Below are 25,831 nucleotides of genomic sequence, written 5' to 3' on the forward strand. Positions count from 1 at the left end.
GTCGTTGATATCAAGGGCAGTTGCCGTGCGATTTCTTACCTTGGCTTGTTGCCTCTCGCTGTCGTCCTGGGTCGTGGCTCAAGACACTTCCGGTCTCTCGGAATACCAGCAGGGAGCGGGCGCTTATTTTGCTGGACGCATCGACCAGGCCGAAGAGCACCTTACGGCTGCCCTCGAGAGCGATCCGAACGACATCCGCGCTTACTACCTGCGTGGCTTGAACCGACTGCATGCGGGCAATCTGCCCGGGGCCCAGGCCGATCTGGCCAAGGGGGCCGAACTGGAAGTGCAGCGGGGTCCATCGCCACTGATCGACCAGTCGCTTTCATCGGTGCAGGGTTCGGCGCGGGTCACGCTCGAGCGGATTCGCCGCGCTGCCCGTCGCAGTGCCGTAGTCCAACAGCAGCGTGCCGCGTTGGAGTCTCGCAAGCAGCAGCGCGAGCAACAGGAAAAGCGCGTGCTGCGCACCGACTACCAACTGCCCATCGAGGCGCTCGCCAGTCGCTTGACGGTGGAACAGGCGCGGCAAGTGGCTGTGAAAGCCAAGCAAGGCCCCGGTAGTGCCGTGGCCACCGCAGAACCTGCGGCCCCCCCCACGGCCGAGATCGAAACGGACAGCGACAATCCATTTGCCGACGACTCTTACAACGAAGATCAGACCTTTGCCGCGACCGCGAACGAGGCTGCCGGAACCGATGAAGCACCCGCCAGCGACGGCGTCGATATTCCCGCTGCAGCACGGGGCAGCATCAGCAGCGCCCAGTTGTTTGAAATCGTGGGCGAAGTGATCGGACAGGCTGTTCAGGACCGTGCCGGCTCGGTTACCGGCGCAGTGCCGCCGATGGGCCCGATGGGACCAGGCGGTCCGCCCCCTGGAATGATGGGTGGCGGCGAAGGCGGTTTTGGCGGACCGGCCGATGGACAGGGTTTTCCCGCCGACGAACAAGGCTCTCCCGCCGCCCAGCAGTTGTTTCCCGAAGGGGAAATGGGCAGCATGAACGACTTCTCCGCTCCGGCGGCTCAGCAAGGAGGAAGCCCCTTTAACATGCAGCAGGGAGGACAAGATGCTCCGCAGAACGAGCCCGCCGGAGGGAGTCCCTTCGACCTGGCAGAGTGATCGCCCCCCTCATCCGTTCCAATCGATGCGGCCGGCAATTCCCCCTGCAGGACAGCCAGCACACCGCCTAATCCGTTGGCGTTGGCCCGTCGTCAGTGGTATGTTGCATCCGTAGCTCCTGCAAGTGTTGTCCCCACCTTTTTCCGCAGCCGACGGACGGACGTGATGAAGCATCACGATATGAGCCAATCGATTCTTCGCAGCCTGACCAGTGTGTGCCTGCTATCACTCCTTGCGGTGTTATCCGGTTGCGAAAAAAAGCAGACCGTAAACCCGGCATTTGCGCCCCGCGAACAGTCGCCCCAGGCAAAGTTCGATCGCATTATGGCCTCGCTCAACGACAAGCTGGGCACCGATCCCATGAGTGGCAGGGATGGCATGTACGCATCTTCCCCCTCCGATGTGGGATCAGGCACCAGCGTGATCCACTACTCGATTCAAGCCCCCACCGAAATCGCGGAGCCCGCGCCTGGCGAACTTCCCACGGCGACCATCAAAATCACACAGTCTTCCAGCTACTCGTTTTTCCCGGCCAAGCCCTCAGAAGAGGAGGAGGAAGAGGAGGACGGCGAGAAGGATTCGCAAAAGAGCAGGAATTCTTTGGGGAGCACAGAAGAGGAACTGGATTCGATGGGGATCGAGATTCTCGATCCATCCAAGGTGGATAAAGACCTGGCCGAAGCGTTCGCGCCCAAGCCGAAGCTCAAACCACTGGATACCACGGCTCGCACCATCCGCAACGACACGCACGTGACCTACCAACTGGTGTACGAGAAAGATCGCTGGCGGCTCGCCAGCCCACCAGCAGCCGATGCCATGCAGGCCACCAACATGGCGATTGAACAGGCGCTCAAGCGGCAGCGGTAGATCGCCACTGCTGCAGCGGATCGACGCGGCAAGCCAACCCGGCTCACCACCTCCCAGAACCACTTTAGGGGGCCCCGTTCTTGCTGGCGTTGGACACCTGCAAGTTGCCTTGGCGGAATGCCTCGGCCATGGCCCGCGGCACGTCGGCTTCGGCCAGCACCACACCCGCTCGATTGGCGGCCACTTGGGCCCTCATCTCTTGCTCGTGGGCAATCGCGTCGGCTCGACGCTGCTCGGCCAGTGCGCGGGCTTTGCGTGTGTCGGCCTCGGCCTGATCGGCTTGCAGCCGGGCGCCAATCTGCTCGCCGATGTCGATGTCGGCAATGTCGATCGAAACGATTTCGAACGCCGTGTGGGCGTCGAGGCCCCGTTCCAGCACCGCCTTGCTGATGCGGTCGGGATTCTCCATCACTTCCAGATGGTCGGCCGCCGAGCCAATGGCCGTGATGATGCCCTCGCCCACGCGGGCGATAATGGTCTCTTCGGTGGCCCCACCAATCAGTTGAGCCAGGTTGGTTCGCACGGTCACGCGGGCACGAATCTTCAATTCCACGCCATTCTTCGCCACGGCGCTGAGCGTGGTTTTGGGCGAATTCGCCGGGTCGGGGCAGTCGATCACCTTGGGATTCACGCTGGTCTGCACCGCATCCAGCACATCGCGGCCGGCGAGATCGATGGCCGCCGCACGGTCGAAGTCCAGATCGATGTCGGCCCGATGCGCGGCGATGATCGCCAAAATCACCCGTGGCACGTTGCCGCCAGCCAGGTAGTGGGCCTCGAGACGCCGGGTGGTGATGCCGGTGGTGGGGTCGGTCCCTACGCCCGCCTGCATGGCCCGAATCTTGGCGTCCACAATGGTCTTGGGATTCACCTGGCGCAAGCTCATGCCCACCAGGCTAAAGGGGTTCATCGGCACATTGGAGACATACGCCTGGAACCACAACCGCAGGTAGTTCCAGAACAGTGCCAGCAGGGCCACCGACAAGAGCAGGCAGATGACGCCAATGATAATCATCACAGGCCAACTACTGGCCAAATCATCCAATTCGCCCTGAGGTGGCTGCTGAGCCAGTGGCAGAAGAGTGAGACGCAGCGTCATTTTTCGAACCTGAACCTTCGAGTCGCTGTGCAGTGTTTCTTGCGCGAGGGAGGCTGCGACAGGCCCGCTGGCACGATCTCCTCCCCTTGCTGATCATTCTAGCCCAGTCGGCATACCGAGAGAAGCAGCGCATGCGGTGCCACCCGCCAGCGGCCGGCTAGTACGGGCAATTCGGGTGGGGGGCGAATAAATTGCCTGGTGGGGAGCGAAAACTAGGGTTGTGGTGCCAGGTTTTGCCCTGTTTTTTGAGCAGACCGGTACGATTGACTAGCCGGGCAGGCCATTTTCGGGGATACTTAAATATTGGGTGCCCAGGGGCCGCGCCCACGCTCGTCTTACCAGAGCTTCAGGTCTACGGACATACAGAGGAGATTCGATCCATGCGCCGCATGCCCAACACCCCTCGCGGTTTTACCCTTGTCGAACTATTGGTCGTCATCGCCATCATTGGCATGCTGGTCGCCCTGCTCATCCCAGCAGTTGGCGCCGCCCGTGCGCGGATGAGGAAAGCGGCCTGCCTGAACAACATGCGCGAGATCGGCACCGCGATGATCAACTACGACAGCACCAAGCAGCGCCTGCCGGGATACATCGAGCCGGTGCAGGCGCGGGGACGCGAATCCAAGACCCGCGGCTACGTGGCCTGGATGCCCAACAACAACCCACCGCCCTACAGCCAGTCGGGCTACGTCAACACCGCCGAGAACGACCCCAGCGTGTCGCGTGTCGGCTGGCCGACGCTGATCCTGCCGCAGATCCAGCGGCAAGACATCTGGGAACTGGTGCAGTCGGCAGAGACCTCCAGCAATCAGCAAATCGTCCCGCAGATCGCCCTGTACGTCTGCCCCGACGACACTGACCTGACCAGTGCGGAAGACGCCGCGGGCATCACCTACTCGGTGAATTCCGGTGCATGGGACTGGAGCAGCAGCGGCGCCTTCCTGGGCGACAGCAAGGCCAACGGACTGTTCCAGAACCTGGTGGACGGCAACACCAAGACGCGTCTCACCGATGCCACCGATGGTGCGGCCACCACCTTGATGCTGGCCGAGAACGTCACCAAGAACGAAAATTACAGTTGGTTCGGCGTGCAAGCCGGTGGCGAGCAACAACTGGGCGTAGTGTGGGTGGTGAATCCGACGCCGGGCGCCAATTGCAACGACGTCTACCAGCAGTATCCCTTCAACGACGACGGCTCGCAGGAAACGCCCGCCGTGCGCGCCGGCCAGTGGCCCGCCGACATGCCCTGCTTCGCCCGTCCGATGTCGTACCACTTCGACGATGGGTTCAATGTCATCTTCGCCGACGGTCACGGTCAATCGCTGAATGCCAGCCTCGACCCGATCGTCTACCAGCAGTTGATGACGGCCCATGGCTCGAAATGCACCGACCCGAACGACGACTCGTCGACGGTGATCGGCCAATTCCGGAGCCTGCCACCGCTGGCGGAATCGGACCTGGACAACTAGCGACCACGCGCGCTGGTGGGCCCGCTCGTCGGGGAGCGTCGCCCTTTGCAGAACATGCCCTCACCGTTGCTGCGCGTCGGCTGGCTCCTGGGCCACCGACGGGGAGCGAAGCGGCTAGAGTCTAGCGGGTATCCGCGGCAGCACCTATGTCGATCGGGGGCACTTCGGCCCGCAGCTCGGCGTTTTTCAGCAATTCTCCTGGTTTTCCTACCACCAACGCCCCTTTTACCCTCGGCGCTTTCTGCTACAATACGGGGCTCGCAGCGGGCTAAAGGTCTGCCCACTGCCTGGCCGAAGCCATTAGAGCTCCAGATCGGCCGGGGACCCACTTGGTCCCGCACTGGCCGAAACTACGAAACACTTACTGGTGATATCATGCCGAAGCAAAAGACTCACAAGGGAACCAAGAAGCGGTTCCGCCTGACCGCCAAAGGCAAGGCCAAGCACCGCCAGTCCGGCACCAGCCACTTGGCTGCCCGCATGGACCAGAAGCGGAAGCGGAACCTGCGTGGCACCACCACCACGACCGACACCAACAGCAAGATTATCGCCCAGGCCCTGTGCGGTAACAGCTACTGATTGGCTGTCGGCTATCGGCTGTCAGCTATCGGCCAGATGCGAACGATCTTCTGGCCGATAGCTGATGGCTGAGAGCCGAAAGCCGCAAACAAGCGGGTCGGGCTCGATAACGTTTGCTCGTTCGGTGAGCAAAGGCCTGGATTCGCAACATGAGGCGCCGGTGCTAGCAGTAGCACAGGGCGCCCCCCAAGGAAACGCCTACCATGCGTACTACCAACGGTGCGACTCGGAATCGCAAAAAGAATCGTCTCTTCAAGAAGGCCAAGGGCAATCGCGGTGGACGCCGCAACCTGCTGCGTACCGTCAAAGAGACGGCCGTTCGCTCGGGTGCCTATTCGTTCCGCGACCGTAAGGTCCGCGCCCGCGAGTTCCGCAAGCTGTGGATCATCCGCATCAACGCCGCTGTGCGTGAGCGTGGCCTGCGTTACAGCGAGTTCATCAACGGCCTGACCAAGTCCGGCATCGAACTCGATCGCAAGGTCCTGTCCGAAATGGCCATCTCCGACCCCGCGATGTTCGACGCCGTGGTCGAAAAGGTCAAAGAAGCACTGGCTAAATGACCAATTAGTTAAATGACCAAGGACCAATGCGGTTTTGGTCATTGGATATTTGGACATTGGACATTCTCGCAGCCGTGTCTCTACAGGACTTCATCGCCGAACTTGATTCGCTCGCTGGCGAAGCGCAAGACGCATTCACCGGGGCGGCCGATCGCGATGCGCTCGAGGCGGCTCGCGTCGAGTTCCTCGGCGCCAAAGCAGGCCGACTGAAGGCCGTGCAAAAGGGCATGGGCAAGGTCGATAAGACCGACAAACCCGCCGCCGGTCAGAAGCTCAACTCGGTAAAGAAAGCCATCGAGCAGGCGTTCGAGCAGGCCACCGGCCGGCTTTCCGCCTCGGATGGCAAAGCGAAGCAGGACGCCTTCGACGTGACGCTGCCAGGCACTCCGGTGCGAGTGGGCCGGCTGCATCCAATCACGCAGACCATCGATCGGATGAAGGAGATCATGGGCCGGCTCGGCTTCTCGGCCGTTGAAGGTCCCGAGATCGAAGACGACTGGCACAACTTCGAAGCGCTGAACATCCCGCTCAGCCATCCGGCACGGGATCCTCTCGATAACTTCTACCTGTCGACCGCCACCAAAACGGCGGGTGCCGGCGCGGGGCCAGATGGCAAGCCGCTCTTGCTGAGGAGTCAGACTTCCACGGTGCAGATCCGCGTCATGGAGCAGTGTATTGCGAACGCCGTCGCATCCGGGGCTCAACCGCCGGTACGCATCGTCTCACTCGGCCGGGTCTACCGCCCCGACACGGCGGACGCCACGCACTACCCGATGTTCCACCAGATCGAAGGACTGCTGGTCGACAAAGGGGTCACCATGGCGGACCTGAAGAGCGTGCTGCGGATGTTCTGCCAGAGCTACTACAAGCGCGACACCGACGATGGGTCTCAAGAAGACGTCCACATCCGCTTCCGCCCCAGCTTCTTCCCATTCACCGAACCGAGCGTCGAAGTCGACATCAACTGGCAAGGTGGCTGGATGGAGATCGGCGGCGCCGGCATGGTCGACCCCAACGTGCTACGGGCTGTCGGCTACGACCCCGAAGAGGTCACGGGCTTCGCCTTTGGCATGGGCGTCGAACGCATCGCCATGCGACAACACAACATCACCGACATCCGCGACCTGTACACCAACGACGTCCGCTTCCTGGCTCAGTTTTAATTGAACCACGGAGAACACAGAGGTTACGGAGAGCCGATTGGCGCGGATGAGAGGGGCGTGTCATCCTGAGGGAGCCTAAGCGACTGAAGGATCTCGTTTGCCATCTGTAGGTACTCTGATCTCCGCCAATTCGCGACTAATTAAAACCTCCCTGCCTTGGTGGTTCATCCAAAATGATCGTCTCCAAAAACTGGCTTTCCGAATACGTCGACCTCAAGATGCCGCTCGATGAGCTGACCGAGCGGCTCACCCTTACGGGCCTGAACCTCGAAGGCGTCGAGACGGTTGGTAAGGACACCGCCATCGATCTGGAAGTCACCAGCAACCGCCCCGACTGTTTGGGGCACATTGGCGTCGCTCGCGAGGTCTCGGTGCTGTGGGGCACCGAGCTCAAAAAGCCCGACCCGCAGCCCAAAGCCTCTGGCGGCAAAGCGTCGGGCGAGATCTCCGTCGAGATCACCTGCGGTGAGCTTTGCCCGCGCTATACGGCCCGCGTGATCAAAGGGGTGAAGATCGGGCCCAGCCCGCAATGGCTGCAGGATCGGCTCAAGGCGCTCGGCTGTGGCATTGTGAACAACGTGGTCGACGTGACCAACTATGTGCTGTTCGAGTGTGGCCAGCCTCTGCACGCCTTCGACCTGGCACAGCTCAAGGGCGGTAAGATCATCGTCCGCGAGGCGAAGAAGGACGAAGAGTTCACGGCCATCGACCACAAGACCTACAAGCTTTCACCCGGCACGTGCGTGATCGCGGATGCCGAACGGGCTGTGGCCCTCGGCGGGGTGATGGGTGGCGCCGATAGTGAGGTGTCGGACGACACGGTCGACCTCTTGATCGAAGCAGCCGACTTCGACCCACTATCGATCCGCAACACGGCCCGCGCCCATCACCTGCACAGCCCGAGCAGTTATCGCTTCGAACGAGGTGTCGATCCCGAGGGGCTCGATTGGGCGAGCCGCCGCTGCTGCGAGCTGATTCTCGAACTGGCCGGCGGCACGTTGTACGACGGGGTCGTCGAGGCGGGTGCGAAACCCGAGCCGACCGGCGACATCAAACTTCGCTTCGACCAGATTCCGCGTTTGCTCGGCATCGAAGTGCCGGACGCTGAGGTTCGCAAGATCCTCACCGACCTGGGCTGTGAAGAGACTCACGTTTGCGACCACTGCGTGAAAGTCGTTCCACCGACTTGGCGTGCCGACCTCACCCGCGAGGCGGACCTGCTGGAAGAAGTCGCCCGCATTCATGGGTACGACCAGATTCCCGAGGACGTCGGTGTGCGAATGGCCCCCTCGAGCCGCAGCCGCCGCGACATCGTGCTCGACCGCGTGCGTCACGTACTCACGGCCACTGGTTTCGACGAGGCGCTCACCCTCAGCACCGTGGAGCCCGAGCAAGTCGAGGCCCACCGCGTCTGGACCGAAGAGCCACCACTTGTGACCAGCACCCCGGTGTTGCGCCGCGCAAACGCCTTGCGTCAAAGCATCGTGCCGAGCCTGCTCGCGTGTCGCAAGACAAACGTGGCGATGAGCAACCCGGTGATCGAACAGTTCGAGATCGCCAAGCTGTACCTGCCGCAGCCGGGCCAGCTGCCTGACGAACGCCTGGTGCTCGCGGTGGCGAGCGGCCGCGGGTTCCTCGACGTGAAGGGTGTACTCGAGGCCGTGGTGTCGGACACGGTCGGCCACACTAAAACTTTGTGTGCCACTGGCTCCGCCAGTGCAAAGAACCTGTCCAGCACGTTGCTCGAGTCATCCCGCACTGCGTGGCTGTCGCTGGGCGACGTGAAGCTCGGCTACATCGGCGAGCTTTCGGCCAAGGGGCTCGACCAGTTCGACCTCCGCGGACCGGTGACCGTCGCCGAGATCGACCTCGGCCCGCTGTTGGACGGAGCGGAACTGATTCCTCGCGCGTCGGCGCTCACCAACTACCAACCGATGTCTCGCGACCTGAACGTGGTGTTCGACGAAGCGGTTCAGTGGGCCGACGTCGAACAGATCGTCCACACCGCCGGCGGCGAGCTCTTGGAGAGCCTCGCGTTCCAGGAAGTCTACCGCGACGCCGAGCGGCTGGGCAAAGGTAAGAAGAGCCTGCTGTGGAGCGTCACGCTGCGGAGCAGCGAGGGCACCCTGACCAGCGAACAGGCCGACGAGGTCCGCGACGCCATCGTGAGCGGGCTCTCCAAGAAACTCGGCGGCGAACTGCGGGCTTAAGGTTCTTTTTGAACCACGACGCCGAGCGTAGCCGGATTCGCAAGAATTCGGAATCACACCGGCGCGTCCGAATTCTTGCGAATCCGGCTACGGGTGCGAGTTCTTCGCCTCCCGCTCGGCCACGCGGCGGCGGAGATCTTTGATGTAGGTTTCGAGGTCTGCAACGGTCCAATCATAGTTGGGGTTGCTGGAATGAGGGTAGTACAAATAGCTCCACAGTTCGACTAGGGAAATCTGCATTTCGCTTTGATGCAACCTTCCGTCGTGATACTCGCACAGCTGCGCCGACCTATCCGGTTCGAAGACCAGGACCTCCTCATGCACTGTAAGCCGCGCCGTCTCGACGCTTCCTTGTGAGAAGTCCACACTCCAGTGCGACGACGCATCCGCAAAAACGACAAAAACAAGGTTAGGCATCGCGGGTTCATTGGGTGATTTCTCTGCGATCCAGTGCAGCGTGGCCGAGTTTCCATCCACTCCCATCCCCTGCACACTCCACCCCACCGGACCTAGAGTGGGAATCGCAGGAGCCTTCGACGGAGCCCTCGGCGGAAAGTAAACCGGGTCGCTCATTGCCTGTTTCACCAACATCCTGGCGTGCATTGCCTTTACCGCGGGGTGAAACACAACGGTTGCGGTCGACACCGCCACAACCACGGTAAGAAAGAACAGGCTGGTCAGGCTAAATCGCCAAAGCGCCGGGTTCCACTGGATGAAGGGCCTGATAGGCGGATGGTCCAAGAACCAGTCCCCTGGGCGCACGTCTTGTGTGTAACGAAATGCCCAGTAGCTTCCCCCAGTCAATGCTCCTGCCGCCAGAATCGCGAGAGTCTTTGAGAAGAGATCGCCGACGATCAGAGTATCGGCGTTGAAAAGAAGGTTGCCAGTCGACCAGAGGGCCACGAAGAGTGCTATGCTCCCGGCAAAGCAGAACAGAAACGCCAAGATGCAGGTCAGCTTTCTTGCCCACTCTCGTCGGCGAAGCAGTCCCCAGCCGATGAGTAGGATCAAAACACTTGCAGGAAAATTGAACTCGTCCTCGATCCACCACGTGATAAACTGACGGACGGCACTCCACACCCCCATGACCAACAACACCCCCGCAATCATCCGCACCCCCAGCGGCGGACGCACGTCGGCCTGGTTGGTGGTTGACTCGATGGCCTCGGGTGATTCCTGCATGCGGATATTGTGACGTATCGAACCGCGTTGTGCAAAATGTCAGCCCCTAGCCGGAGGCACACCTGCCTCCGCGATGGAATCGACGCTGAGCGTTACCGACGTGGGTTCGCGGACCGCGTGGCGGTCCGGCTAAGGGAGGAATTCCACGCGTGGATCCTGCTGGCCGGCGGACCGCCACGCGCTATAATTATGGGTGCCGGAACACTTTTCTTTTCGCTCTTTTGCTATCGCTAGCATCCGCCGCTGGTGCGCAAAGTCCTCTGGACCTGCGGCCCGGGTTTGCTTAGTTTCTCGCCACTATGCGAAAAATGCCTACCGCCACCGCCACTCGTGCCCGCACGCTACCCGAGCTGTTCGTGGCGACGGTTCGCCGTCGCCGCCATCAGCCTGCGCTCGGCGTGATCGAAGGTGGCCAGGTGAAGTGGCATACCTGGGAAGAACTGGGCGCGGCCGTCGAAGCCCGGGCGCGGGAGTTCGAGGGCCAGGGCATCAAGCGGGGCGATCTGGTCGTACAGATCGGGCCCAACAGCGTGGCCTGGATTGTCAACGACATGGCGCTGCACTACTTGGGCGCCGTGCATGTGCCGCTGCATACGACGCTCTCGAAATCGAAACAACAGGAACTGATCGACCACAGCGGCGCGGAGCATGTGATCGAGCTCGACAAGCATGCCAACCAACTGAAGCGCTCCAGGCGCTCGAGCGAACGCATCGGCAAGTACATCCCGCCGCACAGCATTTGCGGGCCCGACTCGCTGGCCACGATTCTCTACACCTCCGGCACCACCGGCGACCCGCGCGGCGTGATGCTGACGCAGGAGAATCTGGTGGCGAACACGGTCGCCCTCAGCGAGGCGGTCGGTAGCCGCAACGAAATGCGGCTGGTGGTGCTGCCGCTGAGTCACATTTACGCCCGTACGTGCGACCTGTATAGCTGGATCGAACGGGGCTCGCGACTCATTCTGTGCGAAGACCCCCGCGAGACATTCTTGCGCGACTGCCAGCTGGTGAAACCGCTGGTCATTAACGCGGTGCCGTACCTGTATCAAAAGCTGGTCGACCTGGCCGACGCCGAACTCGAGCGGGCCGACGAGGACAAGGATTCCGGACCGGCGAAGACGATTCGCGGGCTGTTGGGTGGGCGCATCGCCCGCTGCTACTGCGGCGGCGCGGCGCTGGCCCCCACAGTGGTGGAACGTTTTGCCGAAGAGCGTCTGCCGCTGCTGCCCGGTTATGGACTGACCGAAGCCTCGCCGGTGGTAACGGTGCCTTCGCATATGGAGTTCGCTCCGTACGCGGTGGGGCGTCCGTTGTCGAATGTCGAAGTACAACTGGCCGACGATGGCGAGATCCTGGTTCGCGGTCCCAACGTGATGAAGGGCTACTGGCTGAATGAATCGGCCACCGACGAAGTGCTGCAGGATGGCTGGCTTTCGACCGGCGACCTGGGCGAGTGGGATGCCGAGGGACGACTGGCGATCGTGGGCCGCAAGAAAGAGTTGATGGCCCTGGCGACCGGCAAGAAGATCATCCCATCGGCGCTCGAAACGCTCGTTTGTGCGTCGACCTGGATCGAACAGGCAATCGTCATCGGCGAAGGGCGGCGGTACCTGTCGGCCATCATTGTGCCGAATCCCAAACGAATCAAGAGCGAGATTCGCAAGCAGAAGTTGCTGGTGTGGTCGAAGAAGCGGGGGGTCTCGCATCCGCGGATTCGCAAGATCATCGAGCGGGAAATCAACGCCATGCTGGCGCACCTGCCACCCCACCAGCAAATCAAAAAGTTCGTGATCATCGACCGCGGCTTCTCCATCGACTTGGGCGAGATGACTCCTAAGCTGAGCCTCCGCCGTATGGTGATCGAGAAGAACTTCGCCAAAGAAATCGCGGCCATGTACAGTTGAGCCGCAAGCGCTGGGCTCGGCTGCTTGGCGAATCCACCCCAGGCGACGCGCGCAGGGGGCTCGGTTCGCCGACTTCAAGCGAGCTTCGTCGGCGGGTAGGATAGCGGTTGCTGACCCACGAACTCCGACCACCCCGTCCGCCATGCCCCGCGCACTCTACACCGACTTTCCCTGGCCCGACACCTCGCTCGAAGAGTCGATGCTCGCCACGGTGAACTGCGAATTGGTTGCTGCGCCCACGGGCGACGAAGAGACGCTGGCGCGGTTAGCCGTGGATTGCGACACGATCATCACCTGCTGGGCGCCAGTGACGGCCAAGGTGCTTGAAGCGGCCACCAACTGCCGGCACGTGGCGCGGACCGGCATCGGCCTGGATAACATCGACGTAACACGGGCGACCGAGTTGGGAATGGTGGTGACCAACGTGCCCGACTATTGCATTCCCGAGGTGGCCGAGCACACGCTGGCCTTGATGTTTGCGCTCTCGCGCAGCATTCACGTTTATCATCAGCACTCGCAGGCGGGCAAGTACGACATTCAAGTCGGCACGCCGATGGAGAGAATGGAAGACCAAACGGTGGGCATCATCGGTCTGGGGCAGATCGGCAAGCTCTTCGCGGAAAAGTGCCAGGCCCTGGGCATGCGGGTGTTGGGGAACAATCGCTCGCAGCAGGTTCCCGAAGGGGTCGAATGGCGACCACTAAACGAGTTGCTGGCCGAGAGCGATTACGTGGTGCTGCTGTGCCCTTTGACCGAGGAGACGCAGAACCTGATGAGCCACGAGCAGTTCGCCTTGATGAAACCTACGGCCTTCCTGATCAATACCTCGCGGGGTGGACTGGTGGATCACGGTGCGCTGGCCCAGGCGCTGGACGAAGGTCAGCTGGCGGGGGCGGGGCTCGACGTTCAGGTTCCCGAACCTCCCGATATGAATCAGGCGCCCTACAACGATCCCAAGGTGATCGTCACCCCTCATGCGGCCTTTCTTTCCACCCGCGCCGTGGAAGAACTTCGCTCGCGTGTCGCCAGACAGGTAGTAGACTTCTTGGAGGGTAAGACCCCCGAGAACATCGTCAACGCTGCTGGTTAAGAGCGACGGTGGCCTCACAATCGGCTAACCGGTCATACTGCTCGCACTACCGCTACAAGCGGAACGAGTTCAAAAAGAGTTTTTGACCCTTGCCGATGCTCGGCCTATATATTTGCGTAGAGATTTTGACGCCAAACACTGGCGGTTATCGCACACGGTGCGTCGCCGCCCCATTGCAGTAGGAAGGCTTGCGCCCACCAGTATGGACACTTCAAACTCGCCACCGGATAGCCCCATGGAGGGCTCTACTCGCGAATCGCTTCGCGAGTTGCGGCAGCGTGCGCAAGACTCGCTTGCCAAACAGCGCGAGCGAATGCAGGACCTGGAGTCTCGTTTCTCTGATCGGCTGCAGTCGGTCGCCGACGAACTGGCCGATGAATTTTCGGTCGACCTGGAAGGTCGCCCGGTCGAATCTGCCGAAGCGCAGGAGCAACTCGATCAGCACTGCCAGCAGTGGCAACAGGAGCTGGAACAGACCGATGCGGAACTGAACCAGCGGATGGCGGATCTGGAATCGAAGCTGGCTGATCTGGCCGAGCGAGAACTGCAGTTCGAACAGCGGGAGAGTGAACTCGCCGTCCGGCAGCAGTCGCACGAAGAGCAATCGCAGGAAGTGGCCGCTCAATTAGAGTCGATTCAGCAGCAAGAAGCCGAACTGGCCAGCGAGCGGGAAACGCTGGAACAAGCCAAATCAGAACTGGAAAGCAGTCGAGAACAGCTCGCAGCCGCCCAGGCCGAACTCGAGCAAGCGCGGACCGAGCTGGAACAACAGCGGGGTGAAAACAACCACGAAGTTGAGCAGCGAATAGCGGAGCTGGAAGCGCAGCTCGGCGAAAGCCACGCGCAGCGTGAGGCCGCGCAGCAAGAACGGGACGCCCTGGCCGCGGAGCGGGATCATCTTCACGGCGAACGGGATTCGCTGTCGGCCGAGCGCGATCAACTGAGTGGCGACATTGCCCGCTTGCAGGAAGAGGCACACAACCGCGAAGAGAGCTTTGCTGCCGAGCGCGAGGCGTGGCAGCAGAGCCAGGCTGGCGACTCCGAACAACTGGCCCAACGCATCGCGGAGCTCGAAGGCCAACTGGCCGGCGAGGCCTCGGCGCATGAGCAACAACAGCAAGACCTGCAACAGCAGTTGGCCGAGGCCCATGCACGGGTTGAAGGCCTGGAAGCGACTCTGCAATCGAGCGAGCATTCGGAGGGCTCACTGGAAGAAGCCCAAGCCGGCTGGCACCAGGAACGCGAAGCGCTGGTAGCCGAGCAGGAACGACTGGCCGCGACGCTAGAGAAGGTGACCACGAAGCTGGCCGAAGCCGAGGCCAACAGCGAACCACTGGAGGAAGTGCAGCGCAAGTTTGACTTGGCCGTGGAGGACGTGCAAGAACTGCGTGAACGCAATGCCCAACTCGAACAGGAGCTGGCTCACCGCCCGATGCAGGGCGAGGACGAATCGGAAGAGTTGATCTCGCTGCGGGCGGAACGAGACGCCTTGATGGCGGAGGTCGAAGACCTGCGCAATCGCCCTGCATTGTCTGTCGAGTCCGGCGACGAAGCCATGGCCGACCTGCAACGGCGGTTCGAAATGGCCGTGGATGACGTGCGGGAACTGCGGGCCGAGAAAGAAAAACTCGAAAACCAACTGGCCGACCGCCCCGAGCGAGGAGGCGCCGGCGGCGGCGGCGCGGAAAAGTGGGAAGATCTCAAACGCAAGTTGCTGATCAGCCTGGAGGACGAAACGGGCGAGTTCACCGAGGAACGTCGCGAAGAGCGGGCCTCGATCGAGCATACCATTCGCATTACCGACGATGTCGTGGCCTCGAAGGATCGCGAGATTCACCGGCTCCGTGAGAAGCTCGACGCGGGACCGGAAGCCCAGCCGATGGCGATGAACGAAGATCAGGCGGCCGAGCACGCGGCCCAGGAAGTCATCCAAGGAGCGGTGGATGCCGACGAAGTAGTCCAGCAGCACCGCGAAAACCTGGCCCGCATGGAAGAAGAGCTGACCGACAAGCTTCGCAAGGCGGAGCTGGAGATCTCGGTGGAACGAGCGAAGATCTCCCGCGAACAAACGGAGTTGGCCGAGTGGCGAATCGAGCTGGAAGCCCTCCGCGATTCCTTGCCGCAAAAAGGCGAAGCGGGCCCAAGTGGCAATGGCAATGGCGGTGGCGGCCGCAGCCGCTGGTTCAGAAAAATGGGCCTGGGCGGCGACGATTAACGCTTCGCGGTAGGCAATGAGCCGTAAGCCCTGCCCTGCTCCGCCCTACCCTGTCGGGTCAGCGGACCTTCTCGCCCTTCATCAAGAACACGGCCCTGGTGATGCCATCGAACTCGAGTTCGTCGATCAGAAACTCACCTTCCACCGAGACCGGCTTGGTGGAAAACGAGGCCGTGTTGCCTGGCACCATCTCGACTCGAATGCAATCGTAGAGCGCGGCCCCCGGTCCGAAACAACACTCCTGGTTGTCGCGGACCAGCACAAACGCCTTCAGCCCGTCGCGTTGCAGTGTCGGATAGATGTAGCCCCGGATGCGAATCCGCTGGCCGACCAGCTCTTCAATCTCGTCTGTCAGCATCTCCCGCTCGTACGGGGCGTCGGGCTCGATGTCGAACTTAATGTCGTCGAACGTCTTGTCGACGATTCGGGCCGGTTTGGCCGCAGCGTTTTCTGCCGATTTGGTCGGCTTGTCCGTGGGCGATGTTGTGCTTGGCGGCGTGGCGGGATCGGCGTCCGGCATGGTGTAGGCGGTTTCTTCCGGCTGGCAACCAACGGCAACCATGATAGCCAGGGCCGCCACCATGCCAATTGCAGACCGCGGGCAGAGCTTGCAGGAGGCAACGTCGCATTGAGTGTGTCTCTTCTCAGCCATCGCTATCCGCAGATTCCTTTGTGGTAGTGGCGATCGGAGGCAAGCGGAACGAGCCAGGGGGGACTACTCGACGTAGTCGGCTTCGATTCCATACACGGGACTTTGCGGGCCGGCGCCCAGATTTTCGGGTGCGCAGATCAACCGGCCACCGATACGGAACACGCCCGCATCGTAGTCGACCTTCAAACCCGGTCCCAGTTTCACGGCCACCTGATCCCAGTACTTCACCGATTGCAGATCGCCAAAGCAGCAAGTGTTGTTGTCGCGCACCAGCAGGAACCTGTCGATGTTCTTTCGGGATTGGATGGAGTCGGGCCGAATGTATCCCTTGATGAATACCTTCTGATCGAGTTGCTCGCCGGCTTCCTGGGGAATGGGCCGCCCGGCGATCTTGTCCTTTTCGTCCGGCTGCAGCGTGGCGAACGAAATGCGGTTGTAGCCGTCCGGCACTTCCGTGGCGTGGGTGTAGGCGGCCTTGCCGATGCCTGCGACCAGCATCACGGCCGACATGGCGAGTCCGAACAAGGCGAAACCCTTGCCGGTGTAGATGTCGCGATTGTGGTTAATCTTGCGAATCGCCAGCAGCGACATCACGATGCCGAGCGCCGGTATCACGCCCACCAGGATGGCGACATCCAGAAAGTCGGTAACCGCCAGCATGAACAGCGATACCAAACCCAGCAGCGCTGCCACCAACGCCCCGGAATACAGGGCGCGGTACTCGATCGTGGCGTCGTTGCCAGAGTGCTCGGTCGGAGGTTCGAGGACAGTACTGCTCATGGAAGTGAGTATGGGCGTGGGGGAGTAAGTGAGGGGGGATTCAGCACATCGAGTCAAACTGGTCAATTGCCGCCGCGAAGCACCAGCCATACCAGACCAATCATCACGGCCGCGGCCACCAGCGGGATGCCCATCACCAACATGGGACTGGGAACCTCCTCCAGCGTGGCAACTTCGGCCTCGGAAGTAACGGGTTCCGAAACAACGGGCTCACTAGCCTCGGCCGGCTCCGACTCGCTCGGGGCCAACTCGTCCTGGGCCACCTGAGTGTCGGCGGGCGTTTGGTCGTCGGTCGTCTCTGTCTCAGGTTCAGGTTCGGTGGTTGCGGGTTCCGTCGGCTCGGCAACTACCAACTCGGTGTCGGCGGTCTCCTCTATTGTATCCTCCACCGCGGGCGAGGATTCCGCCAATTGTTCTACGGACTCTGGCTTATCGAGTTCTTCGGAATTCTGTGCGTCTCTCGGCGAATTCAGCGGCGGTGCCTGGTCGGCCGGACGGCTGCCGGGCCGCGCGAATCCCAAAAAGCCGAACGACATCAGGCTCCGCGCTCGTTTGACCGTTTCCGGCTCCATTTCCTCGATCTTCGCCAGCGCGTCGGTCGCCCGCTGGCCGACGTCTCCCTGCTGCTGGGCGGCCTGGTCCAGGTAAGCGACGATGGGCTCTTTGACGTAGGTCTTGGGGTCGGCCTCGGTGAACATGGTCACCAGCCGGTCGAGCACTGTCCAGTCCTGCCACCGCGACAGATCGCGAATCGCCTGCTCGGCGAAGTCGGGCTTCTCCAGCACCAACCGCATCGATTCCTTCAGACGATCCATCGATACCTCGTCGGTCTCCTCGGCCAGGAACCGCAGCGCCAGGAGCACTCCATACACCTTGGTGGGGTCCTCGGAGGGATCGGTCAGAAACTCTTCGTCCAGGCGGTCGAGCCCTTCGGAGCCGGTGAGCTTCAGGTAACAACCCACCATGGCATTGAAGCCCAGTTGCTTCTGCCGCTGCTGCATGGCGACCATCTCGGGCAGGATCGGCAGGGTAATGCCACCACCCAGGCCCAGGCTCATCGCGGCCGAGGCCTCGGCCGTGGCCTTCAGCACCCGGCCATCGGCCAGCATCATCTGCTCGAGCTTGGCCACGTCCTCGTCGTCGCCGACGATGCCGAGCATGACGAAGTACAAACTGCGACGACTGGGGCTGACTTGGGGATCTTCGATCCATTGCCATAGTTGGTCGCGCTGAATCTTATCGGAAATGGCCACCACGTCGGCATAGGGCGTACGCGCGAATTCATCGTACGAGTCTTGCGCGAGCAGCGGATCTTCGTGCTCCAGGTAGTCGTAGAAGTAGCGTGCCCGCTCGGGGCCCTTCTCCGGCAACGTGCGAATCTCCTGCACATACTTGGCGGCGGTCTCCGACACAGGGATGGGAATGGTCCAATCAAGCTCCTCGGCGCCGAGACCGCGAATCAGGTAGGTCTGGCCCTGGATGGGTTCGCCAAAGAAGACCGCCTCCATCTGGTCGGCACCATTGAGGAGTTTCTCGCCCAGCAGCACCTTTTCGACATGGAACTTCGCCTTGCCGGTTTCCGGGTCGATCACCCCGCCGGGACCCTGATCGCCGGTGGGTTCGACCAGCTTGGCGAGCACCACGACATCGCTGCCGTCCATTTCCTCGGCCAGGGTGGCTCGCTCCACCGTGCAATAGGGACATGCCAGCACCGGTGCGGTAATCAGCGACAGCGCCGATAGCAGCAACAACGGAATTTTGGGGATGCGGTTCATAGAGATATTGTTTCGCTGGGAGGGCAATAGGCGAATCGGGGGAGCCGCGGCAGGGCCCTTCATTGTACCGAATCTATCGCGTGCCGCTGAGGGCTTTTGCCACGTCCGTGCGATAGGCGGTTATAGCAGGCAGAATTCCCGCCAAAACGGCCAAAAGCACCAGGGACGGCAGGACAATTAGCTCTTTGGGGTCCATCGCTAGCATGTCCAGGGCCACGCCGGTTTTCGCTTCCACGTACGGACTGGCCAGGCCCACCATCAGGTGCCCCAGCACCCAACCCGCCAGCCCCCCCAGCACGGCCAGCAGCACGGCCTCGAGCAGGACAATGCTCTGCACCGCGGCGCGACTGGCACCCAGCGCCCGCATCACGGCAATGTCGTGCGCCCGGTCGGACATCGAATTGTAGATGCTCACCAGGATCCCGATGGCGGCCACCAACACGATTAGCGCGGTCAGCACAAGCAACACCGTCCGCACGGGGCCCACGATGTTCTCCAACATCTGAGCGACCACCTCGCTGGGGGGCACCGCCTGGGTGCCACTGCCCGATTTGTTGATGCTGAGGTTCAGTTGCATGGCCTCGGTGGGCCCCTTGGCCTTCACCAGGATGGAGGTGACCTCGCGCTGGTCGTCGGGCAATGGCTCGAGCGTGGCGCCATCGTTGTCGAAACCCACCGTCGGCGCACCAGGCTCGGGCGTGTTGCTTGCCGCGGTTTGGTCGCTGCGCTCGGACTTGGCCGACAGCGAATGGCCGGGCAGCAGGTAGAAGCCTTCCATGTTCACGTACAACGCGCGGTCGTTGGCCGTGTTGGTGGGGGCCAGGATGCCGACCACCACGAAGTCGCGGTGCGCCGCGTCGGGGTCACCGCTCAGTCCGTGCGTGGGATTCACGACGTCGCCGACCTTGATGTTGCCCTGCCTGGCAACGGCCGAACCGATGACCGCCTCGTAGAAGTTTTCGCGTTTGAAGTTGCGTCCCTCGTCAAACTCGTAGGGATGCTCGCCATCGTACCTCAATTTTTCGAACAGGTCGGGCGTGGTGCCAATGGCGCGGTACTTGTAGTCGCCCACCACGAACGTATCGCCCAGGCAGTATGGCACCACCGCATCGACGTACTTGGCATACTCGCCGTCGACGAACTTGCGATAGTAGTTGTACGAAATGGGATAGAGCGGTTTGCCCAGGTGATACACGGTGCTCATCACCAACTCGGTCCGCCCCCCGGTACCGCCAACGATGAAGTGATACCCCTGGGCGTCTTGCTCAAACTGCTCGACCGCCACGCGATGGATCACCAGCACCACGATCACGGCCGCAACGCCCAGCGCCATCGACAATCCGGTCAGGAACGATGCCAACGGGCGTTCGCACATATTGCGCCAGGCGATGGATAGGTAACTCATGTTCGAGGCTTCGTGCTTGTTCGGTGTTGTTTGAAGGGAGAGCTATGCGACGCCCACCACCCGGTTTACTTCTTCCAGGGCCACAACGTGCTCGAACTGGTTGGAGACCTCCGGCGAGTGGGTCACCATCAGCATCGCCACGTTCTCGTGGTGGCACACTTCGCGCAGCATGTCGACCACTTGCTGCTGGTGGCCGGGGTCGATGTTGGCGGTCGGCTCGTCGGCCAACAGCAGCACTGGCTTGTTCACCAGCGCCCGAGCCACGGCCGTCCGCTGTTGCTCGCCTACGCTCATGTGCGAAGGCTTGTGGTTCAGGCGATGCCCCAGGCCCACTTCTTGGAGCAGGGCCGCCGCCCGGTCGCGATCCTTGGCCCGCTTGGTAAACGTCATGCCGAGCATCACGTTCTCCAGCGCCGTGAACGCCGGCAGCAGATTGAACGTCTGAAACACGTAGCCGATGTTGTTTGCGCGAAACTTGTCGCGCCCCGCCTCGGCCAGCTTATGAAGTTTCACGGGCCCGAAGATGATCTCGCCCGAGTCGATGGGCGTCAGTCCGGCAATCGAGTGCAGCAGCGTGGTCTTGCCGCAGCCGCTCCGCCCCCGAATCACCACCTGATCACCCGGCCGGACGGCAAAGTGTTCGATATCCAGAATTGGCAACACCTCGCCGTTGGGCTGACGGTAGTTCTTCTGAACGTTCTTCAGCTCGACGAGATAGGGAGAGTCGGGCATGGGGAGGGACAGCGGTATGGAGGGATTTTGAACCCACGACTTCCGTCATGGGCTGGGGCTGAAACCATTCATCATACCCCCGGGCCGGTGGTGACGAAAATGGCCCACACCACGAGGGAGAACGGACAGATCGCGCGCTCCGTGGTTATACGCGACAAATAGAAGCGTTGTTCGTCGAGAATCTTCAGCCGCTCCGGGGGCGCGCAGGGCTTATCCTCGGATCGCACCGGCGCGGTGAAGCTGCAATCCGTTGTCGAAACGGCCCAGCGAATCTGCTAAAATCCCGCGGCCGTAGCGCATGTGGGCTTAGTATGTCCCCCTACTATTTGAGAGGGCCTCTGACATGGTGCCTGGAAAGCCGAACTCGGTGTTCTCGCACCGTTTGAATTCACTACGGTCCGCGGCGAGGTTTCGCCTCATGACGCTCCCAGTCGGCATGCTACTCGTGGCCGTCTGCGCCGCCGAACAGCGCCGCAACTGAAGCGATCCGGCCCGCTGGGTACGACTCTTGGAGGCCGCTCTACGATGCAACGCGTGCTGAGCGAATGGGGCTTCATCGCGTCGGCAGGCTGCTGCCTGCTGCTGGTGGTGTACGGCCTCTGCAACTGGCTGACCAATAGCTGCGACTATGAACTGTCGTTCGGCCAGCACCTGGAAGTCGGATGCCGGGACGGGCGGATGATAGTTGCCAGGTCGCTGGTTAATGCCGAATTGCTGGACGCCTCTGCCCAAGCGAACACCTTCAAACCGCCGCCGCAGTATAACTGGCACTTCGACCTGCTGGGCGTCAGCATTCGCTATTTAAGGTGGAACGATGCCTCCACCGACTGGTTAGTCCGCTTACCCCTGCTCATGCTGGCGGCGTTCTTCGCGGTGGTAGCCTGGCTGTGCCTGCTGTGGTTCCGCCGCGCAGTGCGACCGGGCCGCCAAAAGGGCCCACCCCCACCGAGTCCCTCAGGCCCCCATCCACTCGATCCAGATTAGCATCGCCTGCAGTCCCGCAGAGTCCTACCGAATCGCGCGTGCAAAATAATCGTCATGGAAACGGCCCGCCGGTTTGATCCAATAGAGGTACGGCACTTTGTAGCTCGCGTGGATGTCTGGCCATTCGGAATGGCGTTAGGCGGTGGGCTATAAACTGTAGGCCAGAGGTCGTTAGTGGCCGTTCGCTCCGCGAACGAGCGTAATGCCGGAGGCGCTCATTCGCGGAGCGAATGGCCACTATCGGCTCGATGAGTATGGGGACAACTCTGGGGACATGCGGAGAACAACGCGGTGGGTTTTGTCCCCGTCACCTCTTGCCACCGGAAGTGCGGAAAACGCGGCTCGCACTGCAATATTAGTGTTCGGTGTTCACCGGGCAACTGGTCTAGTTGTTTCATGAAGGGCCTAAATGGTCCTGGAGGAGGTGTACGTACACCCGGGGGCGTACACCCGCCAGCAGATTCAGCAACTGGAATCGACCCTGACTAGCACGGGCATTCGGAAAGTCGAAATCAATCGCCAGCAGTCATTGAAGGATCAGGGACACGACCTGTACGAAGCTCTGTCCGATGCTGGGCTCGGCTTCAAACACCTGGACCGCGTGTTCAACGCCAACCAAGCGTTGGAAGCTGGTGACAGCAGCCAGCTAGAGTCCCTGCCTGATACCTATGCGGTTGGCGACAACCAGACCTTGGAGTAATCCTCCAGGCCACGCTCCATTCGGGAAGGTCGGTTCCTCGGGGCGTGGTCTTTATCCATCGGTCGCGAGACTGTGAATTCTGCTACGGCGTGCAGCCGCGACCATACCACAAGCCACACCGAATCTGGGCACCATACGGATCGGTGTGGCTATGTGGGCCTCGCGATGCTTCGGTGTTATCGTTCAGCGGTTCTTCGCTTCGGTGAGCCAATCGAAATTGCCTGAGTGTCAGCCCTGGTGGTGTTCGCTACTCCTAGAATTCCGATGGTTTACGGGTCGGTTTGGTTTTTGGACCATACGGGATCATTTACTCTTGCACCCTACGCCATCGCGTCTTGTTGGCCTTTTATACTACTCGACTGGTTCGGTTGTGATCTCTGAAGTTGCGGAGTTTGTTTTCTCGTTTTCGGGTCGAGTCATTGGCGAATACGCCACTCGTAGATAGCCTCCATTAATTAGGTCGGATCGCACTGAACTCACGTCAATCGCAGTATCGAAGAGTTGCTTCAACTGTTCAGTGGGGATCGGCTTTAGTTGTCTTGCTATCATCCCATCGGAAAACAATATACCACGGTTGCATGAGTGTGAGATAGGAAACATGCCATTGCCACACATCTCCTCAACAAGCTGGTTTAGAGTCAAGTCCGTTGCCTTGCCTAGTGGCATGGAGCGTTCCGGTAACTCAACAATCACCGCAACGCATGAATCCAACCTCCTTTCAAATTGCTCATCTCTTAGTCGGTCGAGATTGTCGTCACCGGTTGCCACATGAAAATACGAGGTGTAGTATCCGCCAACTTCTGTTGGTGAATGCACATGCGAACAACAAAAAGTGACTCAAGCTGGCTTTGGAACAGCATTTCACTTGGAGTGGTATTGGGCAGCAATTCGGACTTAGCGAGTGCAACACGCCAATTGTCATCAGTGAACGGGCTGTCCGCATATCGTGTTTCATATTCCTTAAGAGCCGAGCGCAACTTGTATAGATGGGCCGTGCAATCAAGTTCTTTGACATGCTCCCTTCGGTTCGATACTGCCGTGACTCCTGCAATCGCTGCAAACATGAGGAGCGCTAAGGCCGCCATTATCCAGATAAGGTGGTTAGCGGATTTCTTCACTGTATGAACTCCATGCTCGTCTCCTGCGTGGAAAAACCAGCAGCTTGACCTATCGGCGGATCAGCAAGAAGATGCGTTTGGCGGAACGCACACGAAGAAGCCTTGGGAGTCATTCAGCAGGCGAGAGTAAGGTGAGGCTCTGTGGGTAATAGGTCAGATAGCCAGATTCGGTTACGCCCGTCACACCTTCGCGTGTGGCGGGTTTTATTTATGAATGGCTAGAACCACGTGATCCTTCGGCCCGACAGTTTTATCGTTCAGCGGTTCTTAGCTTCAGGGGGAGTCGAATCGCTATCGTACCTGGGAGGATTCCTACATGGCATTAATACGCGTAGGACTGGACCTTACGCGCTTGCGTGCCAGAATCACGCCTACCATCTGCAATAGTACAAACATGAAGAAAGACGTTGTTCTATCGCCAAACCTATAAAGACTATTTTCCTCTATGAGTAATCTCAATTGACGCTCACCCATTGCGACCCTTGAACTAAATGCAGTTGTCACCAAAAAGGCGATCACGCACATTCCTGCTGGCCAGACGCTCGACAGCCGATTGCGCAATGCGTAGCCGACAGCAAAAATAGTCACAAGTAACTTCCCAAGATTCAGCAGCTTTGAGTGCAAATGAAATGCTATCCAAGGGGCGAAACCAGCCGTCGAGGCGAACAAGCCAAACGCCCCAAGCCAATAGAAGGCACTTAGAACGATGATAAGGACTGCTACTACCATTCGTGCAAAGAGCGAGTCCCATCCACGACTGGCCAGAATGTTTTTGATACGCAATTGCTTTAGTCTCCTTCGAGAAACGGGAACCCGACCCCAGGCTTGATTTGGTCTTTCCAATCTGGATTACTGGGCCAAAACCGATGATCGTCCCCACCAAATTGGCCCGTGTAGGATTCTGATCCAACGTCAAAGTACATGCATTTACGATTGTTGCCCTTTCCGCGCGGGTGCCACTGCTGGCTGGTCGTGGTTTGCTTCTTCGGAATCATCAGTTAGTCACACAGTTCTCAACTCGTTCGCCAGCTTGCGGAGGACCAGCAGTGCTCTGTGGGCAGCCTCAGTAGCTCGTAAAGTTAGATTCTCCAGCAAACCAATCCGGTGGCACGGCCGATCACCTCGGCAGTCGTCGTCTAACAAAGGCCATCGGTGGTAGCACGAGAATGTCAACTCGTGAATCTCGCCCTGCTGGTCGAAGTGCCGGACTCGTTTTCGATGAGGCCTGGCAGAGGACATGCACTAAGCATAACACCGTGGCGAGTTACACGCCAAAGCTTACGCACACTGCTGGTCCAGGGACAACGTGGCGGACCGTGTTTGGCCCAACTAGCCGCTGCGACTCACTCCATGGGTCCACACCCGACAAGCCAGCAGTGGCACCCGAAACGTGCCGGCAGTGCCACTCTGCCGCGTAAGGGCAATGTCCTGCACGAATTAGAGCGAATCGTGGTGCAGGGATGTAGATGGGCGTCCCCATTTGTCGTGGTGTTCGCTACTCCTAGGATTCCCGTGGTTTGAAGGTCGGCCGAGTTTCTGGACCGTACGCGGTCTACAAAAAGCCATAGCTTATGGTATGGGCCAGTACATATCGAACAGCTCATCTAGAAGGTCGTCATCATGGGGCTTCCATCCATCAACTGGCGGATCGTCTACTGTAAGGTGACGAAAGATGTTCCTCACTCGGCGAATGCACACCTTGTTGTTGACATTTCTGCAGAAGTCTGATTCCCAGCTTCCCAGTTTTACGCTTGGTCGAATCTTGCTTCTGGAAGTCCACCCGTTGCAGAATTTCTCCTGGAGTGCACGGACCAATAGCTCCTTGGCTGTCTTCCGGACAGAATCACACTGAATTGCCTCTCTGTACATTGCCGCGACCAAGCCTCTCGCATTCGCACCGTGGTTCAGCCGTTCAGCTAACCTGACTGGCGAAAGATCCGGATTGGAGGCAAGGAACTCCAGAGCACTGTAACCTGACACCGATAGCGCACGAAGTGCAGTGGAAGTGAACTTGTGTTCAATAGCTTCTTTTTCAGGAGTAGGTTTCAACCTCTCTAGCATTTCCTCAGTCCAGCCTTTGGACTTTAAAATCGCCCATTCTTCTTCATCTAGCCAATGAGGTAGCCAATGTGGTGCACTCATTCTGGACTCCAGCCTTTAATTTCCATCAACAACTCTTCTACTATACTCAGGGGAACTAAAGGGGACATTCGGCAGGCGAACGGGGGGC

General features: G+C 60.3%; 22 protein-coding genes. 12 read left to right on the forward strand and 10 right to left on the reverse strand.

Annotation, left to right across the window (positions count from 1 at the left end):
- Positions 1-25: 25 nt before the first annotated feature.
- On the forward strand, positions 26-1,117 hold the full coding sequence (locus tag NG895_RS25195) for a hypothetical protein (RefSeq protein WP_252855321.1): 1,092 nt from the start codon (positions 26-28) through the stop codon (positions 1,115-1,117).
- A gap of 165 nt (positions 1,118-1,282) precedes the next feature.
- Positions 1,283-1,984 (forward strand): hypothetical protein, encoded by a 702-nt coding sequence (locus NG895_RS25200; RefSeq protein ID WP_252855322.1) that lies wholly within the window; start codon positions 1,283-1,285, stop codon positions 1,982-1,984.
- A 64-nt stretch (positions 1,985-2,048) separates the two neighbouring features.
- On the opposite strand, the gene floA is transcribed toward NG895_RS25200, so the two are convergent.
- Positions 2,049-3,083 (reverse strand): flotillin-like protein FloA, encoded by a 1,035-nt coding sequence (gene floA / locus NG895_RS25205; RefSeq protein ID WP_425267261.1) that lies wholly within the window; start codon positions 3,081-3,083, stop codon positions 2,049-2,051.
- A 380-nt stretch (positions 3,084-3,463) separates the two neighbouring features.
- Between floA and NG895_RS25210 the strand changes: the two genes are divergently transcribed.
- The 5 genes from NG895_RS25210 (at position 3,464) to pheT (ending at position 9,064) form a co-directional block, all read left to right on the forward strand.
- Positions 3,464-4,552: a DUF1559 family PulG-like putative transporter gene (locus tag NG895_RS25210; RefSeq protein ID WP_252855323.1), complete on the forward strand. Its 1,089-nt coding sequence runs from the start codon at positions 3,464-3,466 to the stop codon at positions 4,550-4,552.
- A gap of 372 nt (positions 4,553-4,924) precedes the next feature.
- Positions 4,925-5,131 (forward strand): 50S ribosomal protein L35, encoded by a 207-nt coding sequence (rpmI, locus tag NG895_RS25215; protein WP_252855341.1) that lies wholly within the window; start codon positions 4,925-4,927, stop codon positions 5,129-5,131.
- A 203-nt stretch (positions 5,132-5,334) separates the two neighbouring features.
- Positions 5,335-5,691 (forward strand): 50S ribosomal protein L20, encoded by a 357-nt coding sequence (rplT, locus tag NG895_RS25220; protein ID WP_252855324.1) that lies wholly within the window; start codon positions 5,335-5,337, stop codon positions 5,689-5,691.
- A 74-nt stretch (positions 5,692-5,765) separates the two neighbouring features.
- Positions 5,766-6,854, forward strand: a complete 1,089-nt coding sequence (pheS, locus tag NG895_RS25225; RefSeq protein WP_252855342.1) for a phenylalanine--tRNA ligase subunit alpha — start codon at positions 5,766-5,768, stop codon at positions 6,852-6,854.
- A 173-nt stretch (positions 6,855-7,027) separates the two neighbouring features.
- The gene (gene pheT, locus NG895_RS25230) at positions 7,028-9,064 is read left to right on the forward strand and encodes a phenylalanine--tRNA ligase subunit beta (protein ID WP_252855325.1); all 2,037 of its coding nucleotides are present in this window, start codon (positions 7,028-7,030) and stop codon (positions 9,062-9,064) included.
- Positions 9,065-9,151: 87 nt separating this feature from the next.
- On the opposite strand, the gene NG895_RS25235 is transcribed toward pheT, so the two are convergent.
- A complete protein-coding gene (locus NG895_RS25235) occupies positions 9,152-10,246 on the reverse strand; it encodes a hypothetical protein (RefSeq protein WP_252855326.1) in 1,095 nt (364 codons plus the stop codon).
- 299 nt (positions 10,247-10,545) lie between these two features.
- Here NG895_RS25235 and NG895_RS25240 point away from each other — a divergent pair, with 299 nt between their 5' ends.
- From NG895_RS25240 to NG895_RS25250, 3 genes are all read left to right on the forward strand, one after another.
- Positions 10,546-12,150, forward strand: coding sequence for an AMP-dependent synthetase/ligase (locus NG895_RS25240; RefSeq protein ID WP_252855327.1), 1,605 nt, complete (start codon positions 10,546-10,548; stop codon positions 12,148-12,150).
- Between the two features lie 142 nt (positions 12,151-12,292).
- The gene (locus NG895_RS25245) at positions 12,293-13,240 is read left to right on the forward strand and encodes a C-terminal binding protein (RefSeq protein ID WP_252855328.1); all 948 of its coding nucleotides are present in this window, start codon (positions 12,293-12,295) and stop codon (positions 13,238-13,240) included.
- A gap of 235 nt (positions 13,241-13,475) precedes the next feature.
- Positions 13,476-15,455: a coiled-coil domain-containing protein gene (locus tag NG895_RS25250; RefSeq protein WP_252855329.1), complete on the forward strand. Its 1,980-nt coding sequence runs from the start codon at positions 13,476-13,478 to the stop codon at positions 15,453-15,455.
- 58 nt (positions 15,456-15,513) lie between these two features.
- On the opposite strand, the gene NG895_RS25255 is transcribed toward NG895_RS25250, so the two are convergent.
- From NG895_RS25255 to NG895_RS25275, 5 genes are all read right to left on the reverse strand, one after another.
- Positions 15,514-16,107 (reverse strand): ribonuclease E domain-containing protein, encoded by a 594-nt coding sequence (locus tag NG895_RS25255; protein WP_252855330.1) that lies wholly within the window; start codon positions 16,105-16,107, stop codon positions 15,514-15,516.
- A gap of 63 nt (positions 16,108-16,170) precedes the next feature.
- Positions 16,171-16,887 (reverse strand): hypothetical protein, encoded by a 717-nt coding sequence (locus NG895_RS25260; RefSeq protein ID WP_252855331.1) that lies wholly within the window; start codon positions 16,885-16,887, stop codon positions 16,171-16,173.
- Between the two features lie 62 nt (positions 16,888-16,949).
- Complete coding sequence (locus NG895_RS25265) at positions 16,950-18,662, reverse strand: hypothetical protein (RefSeq protein WP_252855332.1); 1,713 nt, start codon at positions 18,660-18,662, stop codon at positions 16,950-16,952.
- Between the two features lie 73 nt (positions 18,663-18,735).
- Entirely contained in the window at positions 18,736-20,067 is a 1,332-nt protein-coding gene (locus tag NG895_RS25270; protein WP_252855333.1) for an ABC transporter permease, read from the reverse strand.
- 42 nt (positions 20,068-20,109) lie between these two features.
- The gene (locus NG895_RS25275) at positions 20,110-20,799 is read right to left on the reverse strand and encodes an ABC transporter ATP-binding protein (RefSeq protein WP_252855334.1); all 690 of its coding nucleotides are present in this window, start codon (positions 20,797-20,799) and stop codon (positions 20,110-20,112) included.
- A gap of 525 nt (positions 20,800-21,324) precedes the next feature.
- On the opposite strand from NG895_RS25275, the gene NG895_RS25280 reads away from it, so the two are divergent.
- Positions 21,325-21,783 carry a hypothetical protein gene (locus tag NG895_RS25280; protein ID WP_252855335.1) on the forward strand — a complete coding sequence of 153 codons (459 nt, stop codon included), beginning with the start codon at positions 21,325-21,327 and terminating at the stop codon, positions 21,781-21,783.
- 409 nt (positions 21,784-22,192) lie between these two features.
- Positions 22,193-22,483 (forward strand): hypothetical protein, encoded by a 291-nt coding sequence (locus NG895_RS25285; RefSeq protein WP_252855336.1) that lies wholly within the window; start codon positions 22,193-22,195, stop codon positions 22,481-22,483.
- 734 nt (positions 22,484-23,217) lie between these two features.
- Here NG895_RS25285 and NG895_RS25290 read toward each other — a convergent pair.
- From NG895_RS25290 to NG895_RS25300, 3 genes are all read right to left on the reverse strand, one after another.
- Positions 23,218-23,601: a hypothetical protein gene (locus tag NG895_RS25290; RefSeq protein ID WP_252855337.1), complete on the reverse strand. Its 384-nt coding sequence runs from the start codon at positions 23,599-23,601 to the stop codon at positions 23,218-23,220.
- Positions 23,602-23,913: 312 nt separating this feature from the next.
- Positions 23,914-24,384, reverse strand: a complete 471-nt coding sequence (locus tag NG895_RS25295; RefSeq protein WP_252855338.1) for a hypothetical protein — start codon at positions 24,382-24,384, stop codon at positions 23,914-23,916.
- Between the two features lie 786 nt (positions 24,385-25,170).
- The gene (locus tag NG895_RS25300) at positions 25,171-25,743 is read right to left on the reverse strand and encodes a hypothetical protein (RefSeq protein WP_252855339.1); all 573 of its coding nucleotides are present in this window, start codon (positions 25,741-25,743) and stop codon (positions 25,171-25,173) included.
- Positions 25,744-25,831: the final 88 nt, after the last annotated feature.

Source organism: Aeoliella straminimaris, assembly GCF_024054565.1.
Lineage (GTDB): Bacteria > Planctomycetota > Planctomycetia > Pirellulales > Lacipirellulaceae > Aeoliella > Aeoliella straminimaris.

Coding starts and splice junctions, on each gene's coding strand:
- NG895_RS25200 (WP_252855322.1), top strand. CDS start 1,283: ATGAAGCATCACGATATGAGCCAATCGATTCTTCGCAGCCTGACCAGT.
- floA (WP_425267261.1), bottom strand. CDS start 3,083: ATGACGCTGCGTCTCACTCTTCTGCCACTGGCTCAGCAGCCACCTCAG.
- NG895_RS25210 (WP_252855323.1), top strand. CDS start 3,464: ATGCGCCGCATGCCCAACACCCCTCGCGGTTTTACCCTTGTCGAACTA.
- rplT (WP_252855324.1), top strand. CDS start 5,335: ATGCGTACTACCAACGGTGCGACTCGGAATCGCAAAAAGAATCGTCTC.
- pheT (WP_252855325.1), top strand. CDS start 7,028: ATGATCGTCTCCAAAAACTGGCTTTCCGAATACGTCGACCTCAAGATG.
- NG895_RS25235 (WP_252855326.1), bottom strand. CDS start 10,246: ATGCAGGAATCACCCGAGGCCATCGAGTCAACCACCAACCAGGCCGAC.
- NG895_RS25240 (WP_252855327.1), top strand. CDS start 10,546: ATGCGAAAAATGCCTACCGCCACCGCCACTCGTGCCCGCACGCTACCC.
- NG895_RS25245 (WP_252855328.1), top strand. CDS start 12,293: ATGCCCCGCGCACTCTACACCGACTTTCCCTGGCCCGACACCTCGCTC.
- NG895_RS25250 (WP_252855329.1), top strand. CDS start 13,476: ATGGAGGGCTCTACTCGCGAATCGCTTCGCGAGTTGCGGCAGCGTGCG.
- NG895_RS25255 (WP_252855330.1), bottom strand. CDS start 16,107: ATGGCTGAGAAGAGACACACTCAATGCGACGTTGCCTCCTGCAAGCTC.
- NG895_RS25260 (WP_252855331.1), bottom strand. CDS start 16,887: ATGAGCAGTACTGTCCTCGAACCTCCGACCGAGCACTCTGGCAACGAC.
- NG895_RS25265 (WP_252855332.1), bottom strand. CDS start 18,662: ATGAACCGCATCCCCAAAATTCCGTTGTTGCTGCTATCGGCGCTGTCG.
- NG895_RS25270 (WP_252855333.1), bottom strand. CDS start 20,067: ATGAGTTACCTATCCATCGCCTGGCGCAATATGTGCGAACGCCCGTTG.
- NG895_RS25275 (WP_252855334.1), bottom strand. CDS start 20,799: ATGCCCGACTCTCCCTATCTCGTCGAGCTGAAGAACGTTCAGAAGAAC.
- NG895_RS25280 (WP_252855335.1), top strand. CDS start 21,325: ATGCAACGCGTGCTGAGCGAATGGGGCTTCATCGCGTCGGCAGGCTGC.
- NG895_RS25285 (WP_252855336.1), top strand. CDS start 22,193: ATGGTCCTGGAGGAGGTGTACGTACACCCGGGGGCGTACACCCGCCAG.
- NG895_RS25300 (WP_252855339.1), bottom strand. CDS start 25,743: ATGAGTGCACCACATTGGCTACCTCATTGGCTAGATGAAGAAGAATGG.